Here is a 12,506-nt window from a genome sequence, read left to right as displayed (position 1 = left end):
GGGCCGACCCGTGATCCCGCCGGCCGCGCCCGCCGCCGCGGCCCCGGCGACCCCGGCCGCCGGGACGGCCAAGGGCCAGCCCGCGACGACCGCTGCGCAGAGCACCTTCCCCGTGGTGCGCCGCAACGGCTACGACCGCGCCGCCGTCGACTCCCGGGTCCGTCAGCTCAGCAGCGAGAAGGCCGGGCTCAGCGCGAGCCTGACCGACTCCGAGCGCCGCGCCGTCGAGCTCGAGCGCCAGCTGGCCGACCTGCAGGAGCAGCTGTCCGAGCAGAAGAGCCCGTCCTACGCCGGTCTCGGCGGCCGGGCCAGCACCATGCTGCGCCTCGCCGAGGAGGAGGCCGACGAGATCCGCGGGGTCGCCCAGCGCGACGCCGGCGACATCCGTGCCCAGGCCGAGCGCGACGCCAAGGCGATTCGCGGCGACGCCCAGCGCGAGGTCGAGGACATGAAGGTCGTGCAGCTGCGCGAGCTCGACGAGACCCGCACCCGCCTGGCCGCCGACGCGGAGCAGGAGCGGCTCCTGGCCCAGGGCGAGGCCGGCGACATCGTCGCGGCCGCCCAGCGCGAGGCCGACCAGCTGCGCCTGGCCGCCCAGCAGGAGACGAGCGAGATGCGCACCGGGGCGACCCGCGAGGTCGAGCAGGCGCGGGCCGCAGCCGACCGCGAGGTGCAGGAGGCCCGTCGTACCCTCGCCGTCGAGAAGGAGCGGCTGGCCCGCGAGGCCACCGACCACCACAACACCGCCGTCGCCGAGACCAAGCGACTGGTCGAGGAGGCCGAGCGCCGTGCCGCGGCCGCCGAGGAGCGCGCGACCGCCGCGACCAAGCAGTCCACCGAGAGCCGGGCCGCGTCGGCCGCCGAGGCCGAGAGCGCGCTCCAGCGCGCCAAGCGCGAGGCCGAGCAGATCGTGGCCTCCGCGCAGCAGAAGGCCGAGTCGATCACCGCCAGCAGCGACGACGCCGTCGCCCGCGAGATCGCCGCCAAGCGCGCCGAGCTCGACCGGCTCGTCAAGCGCCGCGACTCGATCACCGCCCAGCTCGCCTCGCTGCGCGACGTGGTCGCCGGCTTCGCCGGTGACGACGACGCCACCGACGACGCGCCCCAGGGCTAGGACGGGGCCTTGAGTCCCGACCCCGAGGCGACCTCGGACATCATCGAGGCCGTCGACCGGGCCGAGGACGCCGCCGACCGGGCCGAGGAGTCGGCCGAGCTCGCCAGCGAGGCAGCGGCGGCGGCCGAGGCCGCCGACCCGCACGGCGCCGCCCAGGCCGACGAGTTCGGCCAGCAGGGCGAGCCGTTCGAGAAGCGCAACCCCTTCTACCTCGGCTTCGTCGGCGGCCTCGGGGCACTCTCGGCGTGGTTCCTCTTCGAGGCGATCACCGGCATCGGCTCGGTGCTGCTACTGGTGATCGTCTCGCTCTTCCTCGCCGCGGGGCTCAACCCGTCGGTCATGTTCCTCGAGCGGCGCGGCCTGCGCCGCTCGTGGGCCTGCGCCGCGGTGATCGTCGCCGCGCTCGGCGCCGTGGCGCTCTTCGTCGTCGCGATCGTGCCGGTCATCACCGACCAGGTGGCGGCGCTCAGCGACAAGGTGCCGGGCTGGCTCGACGACCTCGAGCGCAACAAGAAGGTCCAGGAGCTCAACGACGAGTACGACGTCATCGACAAGATCAAGGACTACGTCGCCGACGGCGACTTCGTGTCCGGCCTCTTCGGCGGAGCCCTCGGCTTCGGCCTCAAGATCCTGTCCGCGCTCTTCAACGCGTTCATCGTGATCGTGCTGACGCTCTACTTCCTGGCCTCGCTCGAGACGACCAAGAACGCGCTCTACCGGCTCGCCCCGGCCTCGCGCCGCGACCGCGTCAGCAAGCTCGGCGACCGGGTGATCATCAACATCGGCGGCTACGTCTCCGGTGCCTTCATCGTGGCCCTGTGCGCCGGCATCACGTCGCTGGTCTTCCTGTTCGTCGTCGGCCTCGGCGAGTACGCCGTCGCGCTGGCCTTCGTGGTCGCTCTGCTCGACGTCATCCCGATGATCGGCGCCACGATCGGCGCCGTCGTGGTCACCGCGATCGCCTTCGCCACCGACGTCAACGCCGGCATCGCCTGCATCATCTTCTACGTCATCTACCAGCAGGTGGAGAACTACGTCATCTACCCGCGCGTGATGAAGAAGTCCGTCGACGTGCCGGGCGCCGTGACCGTCATCGCCGCCCTCGTCGGCACCGCGCTGCTCGGCATCGTCGGCGCCCTGCTCGCGATCCCCACCGCCGCCGCGCTCCTGCTGATCTCGCGCGAGGTGGTCGTCAAGCGCCAGGACCAGCGCTGACCCGTCGCACCGACGCGACGGGTCGGCGTGGGTCGGCGTGGGTCACACCTCGAGGTCGGGCTCGACGGTGGCGACGTCGCGCTCGCCGAGCTTGACGCCGACGACGCCGAGCAGGATGAGGACGCCGCCGAGCAGCTGCACCGGGGCCGGCAGCTGGTCGAGCAGCAGCCAGGCCCACAGCACGCCGGCGACGACCTCGCTCAGGGCGACGAACGACGCCAGCCGCGACCCGAGCCGGCGCGCGGCGCCGATCCCGGTGACGTAGGCGACGGCTGCGGTGACCAGCCCGAGGGCCAGCATCGGCAGCCACCAGTCGACGCTCGCGCCGGCGTAGGTCACCTGGTCGGACGTCGCGTGCATCGGCATCAGGCCGACGAGGCCGAGCAGCCCGAGGGCGGCGGTGCCGACGAGGAGGCCGCCGGCCGCGAGCGACAGCGGCGGCAGGCCGGTGGAGTCGTCGCCGTTGATGATGAAGTAGGTCGCGCAGCCGACCATCGCGCCCAGCGCCCACAGGACGCCGGTGGTGCTGAGGTCGGCGCCCGAGAGCAGGTCGAGCACGAGGACGAGCCCGAGCGCGCAGACCGCGGCGCCACCGAGCGTGACCGGGCCGGGGCGCTGGCCGTGGCGCAGCCAGAACCAGACGACCACCGCGGCGGGTGCGGTGTACTCGATGAGCAGGGCCGGCCCGACCTGCATGTGGGCGACGGCCGAGAAGTAGCCGAACTGGGCCCCGGCGACGGCGAGCAGGCCGTAGAGGCCGATCAGTCCGGCGTTGGCCCGGACCAGGTGCCACTGCCCGTGGAGCGCACGGACGCCGAACGGGACCACGACGAGGGCGCCGAGCGCGATCCGGACCAGCACGACCGCGCCGGCGCTCCAGCCGGCGTCGAGCAGCGGCCGGGCGAGTGCGCCGGAGAGGCCGAACGCGACAGCCGAGGTGAGGGCGAGGACCAGACCGGTGGCGGCCGGCGTACGACGTCCGCCCGCGCCGGTCGCTCCCGAGGTGTCATTGGCCATCGTCGTCATGGCTCATGACACTAGGGAGGGTGCAGTAATCTGTCAACGTGGTATTCGCCCATGACGTCGAGCTCTCGCTCCAGGCGGCCGTCGTGCTCGCCAACAGCGCCCTCGAGCCCGAGACGATGACGACCCGTGACGAGCTGGCCGCCTTCTTCGACGAGTTCGCCTACACCGGCCGGCACGACCTCGACGAGGCCGAGCAGGCCACCGTGCTCGCCCTGCGCGGCGAGCTGCGCGACCTTCTCACCGCGTCGCGCGACGACGCCGTGGTCCTCGTCAACCGGATGCTCGCCGAGGAGCGCGCCGTGCCCCGGCTCGAGCGCCACGACGAGTTCGACTGGCACGTCCACGCCGTCGATCCCGACGCGCCCTGGGCCGCGCGGATCCGGGTCGAGACCGCGATGTCGATGATCGACGTGATCCGCGCCGACGAGATGTCGCGGCTCGGGGTGTGCGCCGACGACGACTGCGACGGCGTCGTCCTCGACCTCTCCCGCAACCGGTCGCGGCGCTTCTGCTCCACCGCCTGCGGCAACCGCAACGCCGTGGCGGCCTACCGGGCCCGTCAGGCCGCCGGTGACGAGGCTCTCGCCCGGGTGAGCCCGGTCGGGTGAGCCGTCCGTCCCGGGCCCTGCCTAGCGTCGGAGGCATGACCACCGTGAGCCGCACGTTCATCGTCAAGCCCGACCCCGCGACCGTCGTGAACTACCTCAAGGACTTCGCCCACGCCGAGGCCTGGGACCCGGGCACCGAGGAGTGCACGCAGGAGTCGCACGGCGACATCCGCGTCGGCACCCGCTGGCACAACGTCTCCAAGATCGCCGGCGTGACGACCGAGCTGATGTACACGCTCGAGACCCTCACGCCCGGCCGGCTCGTGTTCAAGGGCGAGAACGACTCCGCCAAGACGACCGACACGATCACCGTGCAGGCCAAGGCGGGCGGGAGCGAGATCACCTACGAGGCCGTCATCGAGCCCAAGGGTGCCGGCAAGCTCGGCGAGCCGCTCCTCAAGATCCTCTTCGAGCGCATCGGCACCAAGACCGAGCAGCAGATGACCGAGGTCCTCGACGGGCTCGTCGCGTGAGCATCCCCGGCGGTGCCCCGGTGGGCGCCGCCTGGCCGGGTGTCGTCGACACCCACCTCGAGGTCGGTGGCCGGTCGCTGCGCGTCCTGCACGCCCCCGGCCGCCGCGGGGCCGGGCCCGGCGAGCCCCAGCTGCTCGTGCACGGCCTCGGCGGCTCGGCCGTCACGTGGGTCGAGGTGATCGACGGCCTCGCGGCCCACGGGCCGGTCGTCGCGCTCGACCTCCCTGGTTTCGGCGGCACACCGGTCGTCGAGGGCGACCAGCTCTCCGTCGAGGCGTACGCCGACGTCGTGGTCGCCGTGGCCGACACGCTCGGCTGGTCGTCCTTCGCGCTGCACGGCAACTCGATGGGCGGCCTCGTCGCCACGCTCGTCGCCGCCGACCACCCCGACCGGGTCGCGCGCCTGGTGCTCGTCTCCCCCGCGCTGCCCCCGTCGTTCCCGCTCCGGCTGCTCGTCCCGAGCCGGGCGACCATCACCGGCATGGCCCCGATCGCGGTCTCCGCCGGGTCCGCCGCTGCCTTCGGGCTGCTCGGCGGCGTGCCGGAGGCCCTCGACCGTCGCCGCAAGCGCGCCCTGCTCGGCCTCATCTTCGGCTCCCCCGACGAGGTCGACCCCGACCTCCTCGACCTGATGGCCCGTGAGTTCGGCGAGACCCGCGAGGGCGCCGACCCCGGCGACCAACGACGCGCGCTGCGCTCCTCCCTGGCCTCGATCACCCGGACCTGGCTCGACCCGCGCCGCGTGTGGCGCGCGATCGACGCCATCCAGGCACCGACGATGATCCTCGGCGGCACCGCCGACGCCCTGGTGCCCGCGCGCGTCCTGCGGCAGGTGCTCGCCCGGCGTACCGACTGGCAGGGCCACGTCCTCGGCGAGCGCCGACACGCCCTGATGATGGAGAGCCCGGCGGACTACCTCGACCTCGTCGACCGCTGGTACGCCGACCGCGTCGCGGCCTGAGAGCCCACCCTCACCCCGTGAGGTGTCCGGCGGGGCGACGTGCCTCGGCTACAACTTGAGCCATGGCCAACGACATCGACCCCGACAAGATCACCGCCGTCCAGGCCGTGGTCGACCGCGTCTCCTCCTACCAGGACACCTCGACCGAGGGGACCCTGGAGTCCGAGCTCCGCAAGGGCCTCGACGAGGCCGGGGTGGACCTCACCGACGACCAGGTCACGGCGCTCGTCGACGCGATCGAGGAGCACGCGGGAGAGGCCGACGCGGGCACCGTCCTCGCCTGATCAACCGGCATCCGCCCCTGCGGGGTGCGAGGATCCGCGGGTGGACCAGACCCTGACGAGCGACGTCGACTCCCCCGTCGGCGTCGCTCGTCGTCGCTGGGTGACCCCGTTCTTCGCCCTGCTGCTCGTCGCCTCGACGTGCCTGGCCGGCCTCGTGCTGCTCGACTTCAACGGCTACAACTGGGGTTCCGACCGCCTCGTCCCGCAGGACGGGCAGCCGCACACCGTCGAGGTGGGCGACGCGGGGCTCGTCTGGGCCGGCGAGTGGGAGGTCACCCCCGACTGCGTCGCGACCGACGGACCCGAGGGGCCGCCACTCGCCCTGACCGGCGGTGGCGGCGCCCGGCACGGCGGCGGCGGCAAGCTCGGCGACTACGTCGCCACGTGGCGCGCCGAGCCCACCTCGGGCCGGCTGACGGTCACCTGCACGTCGTCACGCGGCTCGACGCTCAGCCCGGTCGCCGTCACCGACGACCCGTGGGGGCCTGCCCAGCTGAGCCGACCGGTCCCTCGCGCCGCCACGCTCCTCCTGTCGCTGCTGCTCGTCGGGCTCTCGCTCGCCGCCCTGACCCGCCGACGCCGTCCGGAGCCCGACGTGGGCCACCTGTCGATCTTCGACGCCGCCCCCCGGGACTGAGACGTCAGTCCGTCGCGACCTCGAGTTCGGCGACGAGCGCGTCAGCGTCCCTCACCCACTGGACGATCTGCTCGCGGGCCTGGACCGACATCCGCCTGAGCTGGACGTCCACCATCGCGACGCTCTGGAGCTCGTCGACACCGTAGCGCTGCTGCACCGCGACCAGCGCCGCCGCGGAGTCGGCTGCTCCGAGGACCACCTCGAGGAACCCCCGGGGGTCGTCCGCCACGAGCCCGATCGCCCGCATGGCGTGCGCCCGTGTGCGTGCGTCGGTGAGCCGCATCACGCGCGTGTGCTCGGGATCGGACGCCATCGGCTCAGCAGAACGTGGGCGTGTACGACGGGCTCAGGTCGAGGTCGCGCAGCACGACCGCGTGCGTGTCGCCGTACGCCGCGCACGCGCGTCGGAAGTCGACCCGGCGGTACTCGATCATCACCACCTGGTCGCCGAAGGACCGCACGTAGCGCCCGCACTCGTCGTACTGCGCGCACGACTCGGACACGGCGAGGTCGAAGCCGATCCGCGTGCCGTCATAGCCCGCCAGGTTCTTCTGCCCCGCCGCGAGCCCGACGGCGTGGGCCTTGCGGACCAGCAGCCGCGCGAAGGCCAGCGCGTCGGCCCGGTCGAGCAGCCGCCTCGAGCGCGTGAAGGAGTCGAGGTTGTCGAACTCGACGGCCTGGAACCCGTCACGCGCGCAGCCCGCGGTCCACCGCCCGACGATCGCGGCCAGCCGCTTGCGCCTGGCCGGCGTGCGGAGGTCGAGGAGCCACTCGCCCCAGTTCTCGTCGACGACGGCGCGCCCGTCCTTCTTGAGGACCAGCCGCCAGTGCGCCGGCCTCCTCCAGAAGCGCTTCTCGTTCGGCTGGGTCTGGAAGCCGTTGACGTAGCAGATGTTGTACTTCCCGGCGACGGCGCGAGCCGTCCGGTCGCGGGCCACGATGCCGACGTCGTCGGGCACCGCGTCCTCGCCGCCGAGCTGGTAGTCGGCGTCGGTGCCGCTCGGCAGCGGCTCGACCCGCGCCGACGCCGCACCTCCGGCTGCGGTCAGCAGCGACAGGCCGAGCACGGACGCGAGCAGCAGACCCAGGAGACGACGCACCCCGTCACGGTACGGCGTCACCGGCGCGTGCCCGCCGCACCGCTGGTTAACCGGTGGCCCGCGCAGGTGCGGTCGTCGTACCGTCCTCGCATGGTCGACCACACGAACGCCGACGCGAGCCGCACGACGGCCCGCGCGCCTCGTGCTGCCCGGTCCCCACGACGCGGCCGACGATCCCTGCGACAGCTCCTGCTGCTTGCCGTGGTGGAGCCGCTCACGTAGGTGCTCCGGCACCCGACCCCTCGGGCCGCTCCACCGGGATCCGCCTCCAGCCCACCTGCTGGAACAGGTAGACAGACCCGGTCGAGGGCCGGGTGTCCTGCGGGACGTGAGGGTTCGACTCCCTCGGTGGGCACCGCGACGTCGTACGACGCCCCACCAGCACGCCCTCGTGGTCCAGTGGACACGACGCCGGCCTACGAAGCCGGAGACGGAGGTTCGACTCCTCCCGAGGGCACCCGAGTGCTCACCCGGCCACCGGGTCACCGGGTCACCCCGCCACCGGGTCAGCCGCTCGTCAGCACGACGAGCCGCTGCGTGGCCCGGGTCATCGCGACGTAGCGGTCGACGGCCCCCTCGACCCCGTCGCCGTACGACGCGGGGTCGACGAGCACGACGAGGTCGAACTCGAGACCCTTCGACAGCTCCGGCGACAGCGAGCGGATCCGGCCGGACGCCCCAGCGACACCGAGGCCCACCTCGCCGAGGTCGACCGGTTCGACGGCGATGACGCAGGCCGTTCCCTCGGGGTGCTCCGCGAGCCAGGTCCCGAGCACCCGCCCCAGGTCGCCGACCGGCGCGTGCTCGACGGCGACACCGCTGCTGCGCACGGAGACCGGCACGTTGGCGTCCGGGAGCGCGGCCCGGATGACCGGCTCGGCCTCGGCCATCACCTCCGCCGGCGTCCGGTAGTTGATGCTGAGCGACGCGAGCCCGACCCGGTCGAGCCCGACGCGCTCCAGCCTGTCGTGCCACGACTCGGCGAACCCGTGCCGCGCCTGGGCCCGGTCGCCGACGATCGTGAGGCTGCGCGACGGGCAGCGGAGCAGGATCATCTGCCACTCGGCGTCGGTCAGCTCCTGGGCCTCGTCGACGACGACGTGGGCGAAGGGGCCGGCGAGCTCGTCGGGGCCGCCGGTCCTCAGGGCGTCCTCGTCGACGATGACGCTCTGCGCGTCCGAGACGCGGAGCATCGACATCACCTTCATCTCGGAGTCGTCGTTCGCGACCAGGTGGTCCACGACGTCGGCCATCTCGGCGCGCTGGGCGGCGACGGCGGCCGCGTGACGGCGCCTCCTCCGCGACGCCTCGGGGGTCGCCGAGCCGCTGGCGGGCGGCGTCGAGCAGCGGCAGGTCGCTGACCGTCCACGCCTGGGGGTCGTCGCGCTGGAGCCGGCGTACGTCGTCGGGCTCGAGCCACGGCGCGCACCGGCGCAGGTAGGCCGGCACGTCCCACAGGTCGCCGACGAGGTCGGTGGCCTCGATCAGCGGCCACGCCCGGGTCAGGGTCGAGGTGAGAGCGGTGTTCTGGCGCAGCGCCCGGCGGAGCTGGTCGGCCGGGACGTCCTCGTCGTCGACCTTGTCGAGCAGGATCGTGACGAGCTCCTCCCAGATCTGGTCGCGCGCCTCGTTGTGCGGGACCCCGGGGTCGGGCGCCGCGAACGCCTCGACCCAGTCCGAGGAGCTGAGCCAGAGGTCGACCCACGGCGTCTCGACCTCCATCCCCTCGGTGGGCGGCTCCTCGTAGAGGCGTACGGCGGGCTCGACGGCCTCCACCATCGCGGCCGACGCCTTCAGCCGGGCCACCTCGGGGTCGGCCTCGACCGTGGCGGTCGCGCCCTCCGGCACGAGGTCGCGCAGGGTGCAGGTCTGCACGCCGTCCTCCCCCAGGCTCGGCAGCACGTCGGAGACGTAGGCCAGGTAGGGCTGGTGCGGGCCGACGAACAGCACGCCGCCCCGGCCGTCGCCGAGCCGCGGGTCGGAGTAGAGCAGGTAGGCCGTGCGGTGCAGCGCGACCACGGTCTTGCCGGTGCCCGGTCCGCCGTCGACCACGAGCGCGCCGCGCGACCCGGCGCGGATGATCGCGTCCTGGTCGGACTGGATCGTGCCCAGCACGTCGCGCATCTGCGCCGACCTGCTGCTGCCCAGGCTGGCGATGAAGGCCGACTGGTCGTCGAGGGCGGCGGCGTGGCCGGCGAACCCGTCGGCGGTGAACACCTCGTCCCAGTAGTCGGTGATCCGGCCCGCGGTCCAGCGGTAGCGGCGCCGGCTGGTGAGCCCCATCGGGTCGGCGTGGGTGGCGCCGAAGAACGGCTCCGCCGCCGGTGAGCGCCAGTCGACGAGCAGGCGGGCGCCCGCGCGGTCGACCAGGCCGAGCCGTCCGACGTACACCGTGCCGTTCGCACCGACCACGTGCCCGAGGCACAGGTCGAGCCCGAACCGGCGCAGCGACCTCAGCCGCGCGGTCAGCCGGTGCACCTCCTGGTCCCGGTCGAGCGCCGCCTGCCCGTGGCCGCCGGGCGCGCGCCGGGCGACCTCGAGCCGCTCGGTCAGGTCGGCGACCGTCTCCTCGAGCGTCGCGGCCACGACCGCGAAGTGCTCCTCGTCGGCGGCGACGAGCTCCGGGTCGGCCTTGCCCCGCAGGTGCTCGCCGAGATCGAAGACCCTGGTGGTCACACTGTCCCCTTGCTGTCCGGAATCACGTTCGGCCGGTGATTCTGCGAGGTCCCAGGGGTCTTGCCGCAAGCCCCGTGGTCCGCTATACCTTGGAGTACGGAAGGGAGCGTTGCCCTCCTCCGATCGTTGTTTTTGTGGGCCGGGAGACGACCAGGACGTTCGCCAAGGTCGACGTCAAGAAGGCGCTCGACTGCTTCCGCGCCCGGGCCGGCGAGTTCCGCGTCCTCGACGTCCCGGCCCTCCGCTACCTGATGGTCGACGGGCGTGGCGACCCCAACACCGCACCGGCCTACGCCGCCGCGATCGGTGCTCTCTATCCCGTCGCCTACACGACGAAGTTCGCCAGCAGGCGCGAGCTGGGCCGCGACTACGTCGTCCCGCCGTTGGAGGCGTTGTGGTGGGCGCCCGACATGGACGCGTTCACGACGGCCCGCGACAAGGCGCGCTGGTGCTGGACGGTGATGCTCGTGGTCCCCGACTGGGTCTCCCCCGACCTGGTCGCCGACGCCCGCGCCCGGGCCTCGGCCAGGCACCCGTCGGTCGACCTCGACCAGGTGCGCCTCGAGCGGCTCGACGAGGGCCGGTGCGTGCAGACGCTCCACGTGGGGTCCTACGACGACGAGGCCGAGGTCCTGGCCGAGCTGCACGACCGCGTCATTCCGAACGCCGGGCTGCGGATGACGGGCAAGCACCACGAGATCTACCTCAGCGACCCCAGGCGGGTGGAGGCCTCTCGGCTGCGGACCATCCTGCGACAGCCGGTGGCCGAAGCCTGAAGGTCAGGCGGGGTGGAGCCGGACCACCGACTTGCCGGCGTGCCGACCGGTCGCGAGTGCGTCGAGGACGGCGGGCACCTGCTCGAGGCCGTCGACGACGTCCACCGCGACCGAGACCCGAGAGGCCGCGAGGTGCTCCAGGGCGTCGGCCAGGGCACGGCCCACCCGGTCGGGCCGGGCCGCAGCGAGCCGGCTGGCGCTGAAGCCGCCGACGGACGCGTTGGCGCGGATGAGCTCGACGAGGTCAGGGGAGGACCCGAGGGCTCCGCCGGCCGGGTTGCCGAAGACGACCACCCGGCCTCCCGCGGCCAGGTGGCGCAGGTCGGAGGACAGCAGCGTGCCGACCGGGTCGAGGACGAGGTCGAACCCGCCGGGAGCCGCTGACGTGAGCCGGTCGTCCAGGTCGTCGCCGCGTAGGACGACCTCGGGCCAGCCGGCCTCGTGGGCCTGGCGGCGTCGCTTCTCCGAGCCCACCGTGCCGACCAGCCTCGACACCCCGAGGAGCGGTGCGACCTGGGCGACCGCCGCGCCGACGCCACCGCCGGCCGAGTGCATCAGCAGCGACAGGTCCTCGCCCCGGGGCGCGGCACCGCCGACGAGCAGCAGGGCCGTGGCGAGCGTGAGCGGCGCGATCGCCGCCGCAGGTCCGCCCACCTGGTCGGGCACGTGCCGGGTGAGCGACTCCTCCGCGACCACCTGCTCGGCGAGCCCACCGCGGCCGGTGTGGGCCGCGACCCGCTCCCCCGGGTGGAACCCCGATCCTTCGGAGACGTGCGCGACCAGGCCCACGACCTCCAGGCCGGGCGGGTGGGGCCAGTCGACGACGTATCCGGGATCACCACGACGCGCCATCACGTCGACGAAGTTGACGCCGGCGTGCTCGACGTCGATGACGAGCCGGCCCGGCGTGGCCGTCGGCGGTGGTACGTCGACGACGACGGACGCACTGCTGTCCGGCGCGGGACGTGTGAAGAGCAGTGCTCTCACGACGGGTCACCACCGATGGTGAGGACGGCCTTGCCGTCGACCTCGCCGTCCGCGAGCGCCTGGAGGAGGCCGTCGACGTCGTGCCACGACCGTCGGTCGCCGACCCGCACCAGCGTGGGGTCGAGCTCGAGCAGGCGCACGAGGCGAGCCAGGTCGGTCCCGGTCGACCGGGTGGAGGCGTAGGAGAACGGGGTGTGCACGGTGACGTCCTCGTGCCCCACGAAGTCGAGCAGGTTGACCTCGGAGCGTCCGGGGTCGGAGGCGCCGTGGAGGACGAGGTGCCCACCCGGCGCGGACCTGGCGATGCTCGTCGACAGGTGGGTCCCGCCCACCCCGTCGAGGACGAGGTCGAAGAGGCCCGCGGCGTCACCGGCATACGCGACGACGGAGCTCGCGCCGGCGTCCAGCAGCTCGTCGTGCAGGTGCCGGCGCCTGGTGACGGCGACGACCTCGGCACCCGCGGCGACCGCGAGACGGACCTGCGTCCACCCCACGCCCCCGGCGGCCGCGGTGACGAGGACGCGGGCACCGAGCAGCGGCCCGCCGCGCTCGAGCGTCCGCAACGCGGTGAGCCCGGCGAGCGGCAGGGCGGCCGCAGCCTGGGTGTCGACGCCGTCGGGGAGCACGGCGAGCCGGTCGGCGCGCAGG

At 73.5% G+C, this 12,506-nt stretch carries 14 protein-coding genes, 2 tRNA genes and 1 pseudogene; 10 read left to right on the top strand and 7 right to left on the bottom strand.

Features of this window, described 5'->3' with window-relative positions:
• A partial coding sequence (locus Q7T52_RS08080) for a hypothetical protein (protein WP_304801215.1) occupies positions 1–1,114 on the top strand: 1,114 nt, incomplete at its 5' end.
• Positions 1,115–1,123: 9 nt separating this feature from the next.
• Complete coding sequence (locus Q7T52_RS08075; RefSeq protein WP_304801213.1) at positions 1,124–2,329, top strand: AI-2E family transporter; 1,206 nt, start codon at positions 1,124–1,126, stop codon at positions 2,327–2,329.
• 42 nt (positions 2,330–2,371) lie between these two features.
• Here Q7T52_RS08075 and Q7T52_RS08070 read toward each other — a convergent pair whose 3' ends face one another.
• Complete coding sequence (locus tag Q7T52_RS08070; RefSeq protein WP_304801211.1) at positions 2,372–3,355, bottom strand: DMT family transporter; 984 nt, start codon at positions 3,353–3,355, stop codon at positions 2,372–2,374.
• A gap of 38 nt (positions 3,356–3,393) precedes the next feature.
• On the opposite strand from Q7T52_RS08070, the gene Q7T52_RS08065 reads away from it, so the two are divergent.
• The 5 genes from Q7T52_RS08065 (at position 3,394) to Q7T52_RS08045 (ending at position 6,319) form a co-directional block, all read left to right on the top strand.
• On the top strand, positions 3,394–3,963 hold the full coding sequence (locus tag Q7T52_RS08065; protein WP_304801210.1) for a CGNR zinc finger domain-containing protein: 570 nt from the start codon (positions 3,394–3,396) through the stop codon (positions 3,961–3,963).
• Between the two features lie 35 nt (positions 3,964–3,998).
• On the top strand, positions 3,999–4,436 hold the full coding sequence (locus Q7T52_RS08060; protein ID WP_304801208.1) for an SRPBCC family protein: 438 nt from the start codon (positions 3,999–4,001) through the stop codon (positions 4,434–4,436).
• Positions 4,433–5,398 carry an alpha/beta fold hydrolase gene (locus tag Q7T52_RS08055; protein WP_304801206.1) on the top strand — a complete coding sequence of 322 codons (966 nt, stop codon included), beginning with the start codon at positions 4,433–4,435 and terminating at the stop codon, positions 5,396–5,398. Before Q7T52_RS08060 ends, Q7T52_RS08055 begins: the two co-directional genes overlap by 4 nt.
• A 62-nt stretch (positions 5,399–5,460) precedes the next feature.
• A complete protein-coding gene (locus Q7T52_RS08050) occupies positions 5,461–5,682 on the top strand; it encodes a hypothetical protein (RefSeq protein WP_304801204.1) in 222 nt (73 codons plus the stop codon).
• 40 nt (positions 5,683–5,722) lie between these two features.
• Entirely contained in the window at positions 5,723–6,319 is a 597-nt protein-coding gene (locus Q7T52_RS08045) for a hypothetical protein (RefSeq protein ID WP_304801202.1), read from the top strand.
• A gap of 4 nt (positions 6,320–6,323) precedes the next feature.
• On the opposite strand, the gene Q7T52_RS08040 is transcribed toward Q7T52_RS08045, so the two are convergent.
• Complete coding sequence (locus tag Q7T52_RS08040; protein WP_304801200.1) at positions 6,324–6,632, bottom strand: hypothetical protein; 309 nt, start codon at positions 6,630–6,632, stop codon at positions 6,324–6,326.
• 4 nt (positions 6,633–6,636) lie between these two features.
• Positions 6,637–7,419, bottom strand: a complete 783-nt coding sequence (locus tag Q7T52_RS08035; protein ID WP_304801217.1) for an endo alpha-1,4 polygalactosaminidase — start codon at positions 7,417–7,419, stop codon at positions 6,637–6,639.
• 271 nt (positions 7,420–7,690) lie between these two features.
• Here Q7T52_RS08035 and Q7T52_RS08030 point away from each other — a divergent pair.
• Together Q7T52_RS08030 and Q7T52_RS08025 are read left to right on the top strand one after the other, a co-directional pair.
• A tRNA-Leu gene (locus Q7T52_RS08030) sits at positions 7,691–7,774 on the top strand.
• Between the two features lie 30 nt (positions 7,775–7,804).
• A tRNA-Arg gene (locus Q7T52_RS08025) sits at positions 7,805–7,876 on the top strand.
• A 49-nt stretch (positions 7,877–7,925) separates the two neighbouring features.
• Here the strand turns inward: Q7T52_RS08025 and Q7T52_RS08020 are convergent.
• Positions 7,926–8,672 (bottom strand): hypothetical protein, encoded by a 747-nt coding sequence (locus tag Q7T52_RS08020; RefSeq protein ID WP_304801198.1) that lies wholly within the window; start codon positions 8,670–8,672, stop codon positions 7,926–7,928.
• Positions 8,673–8,769: 97 nt separating this feature from the next.
• Positions 8,770–10,095: pseudogene (gene helR, locus Q7T52_RS08015) on the bottom strand (RNA polymerase recycling motor ATPase HelR); the annotation flags it as partial.
• A 134-nt stretch (positions 10,096–10,229) separates the two neighbouring features.
• Here helR and Q7T52_RS08010 point away from each other — a divergent pair.
• On the top strand, positions 10,230–10,871 hold the full coding sequence (locus Q7T52_RS08010; protein WP_304801196.1) for a GyrI-like domain-containing protein: 642 nt from the start codon (positions 10,230–10,232) through the stop codon (positions 10,869–10,871).
• Positions 10,872–10,874: 3 nt separating this feature from the next.
• Here Q7T52_RS08010 and Q7T52_RS08005 read toward each other — a convergent pair whose 3' ends face one another.
• Together Q7T52_RS08005 and Q7T52_RS08000 are read right to left on the bottom strand one after the other, a co-directional pair.
• Entirely contained in the window at positions 10,875–11,858 is a 984-nt protein-coding gene (locus Q7T52_RS08005) for a zinc-binding dehydrogenase (protein ID WP_304801194.1), read from the bottom strand.
• Positions 11,855–12,506 (bottom strand): zinc-binding dehydrogenase (locus Q7T52_RS08000; protein ID WP_304801193.1); only part of this gene is annotated, 652 nt, incomplete at its 5' end. The genes Q7T52_RS08005 and Q7T52_RS08000, both read right to left, overlap by 4 nt.

The organism is Nocardioides sp., from assembly GCF_030655615.1.
Taxonomy (GTDB): Bacteria; Actinomycetota; Actinomycetes; order Propionibacteriales; family Nocardioidaceae; genus Nocardioides.
This window is presented reverse-complemented; position numbering and strand designations above follow the sequence as displayed.

Coding starts and splice junctions, on each gene's coding strand:
- Q7T52_RS08050 (WP_304801204.1), top strand. CDS start 5,461: ATGGCCAACGACATCGACCCCGACAAGATCACCGCCGTCCAGGCCGTG.
- Q7T52_RS08060 (WP_304801208.1), top strand. CDS start 3,999: ATGACCACCGTGAGCCGCACGTTCATCGTCAAGCCCGACCCCGCGACC.
- Q7T52_RS08020 (WP_304801198.1), bottom strand. CDS start 8,672: ATGGCCGACGTCGTGGACCACCTGGTCGCGAACGACGACTCCGAGATG.
- Q7T52_RS08070 (WP_304801211.1), bottom strand. CDS start 3,355: ATGACGACGATGGCCAATGACACCTCGGGAGCGACCGGCGCGGGCGGA.
- Q7T52_RS08040 (WP_304801200.1), bottom strand. CDS start 6,632: ATGGCGTCCGATCCCGAGCACACGCGCGTGATGCGGCTCACCGACGCA.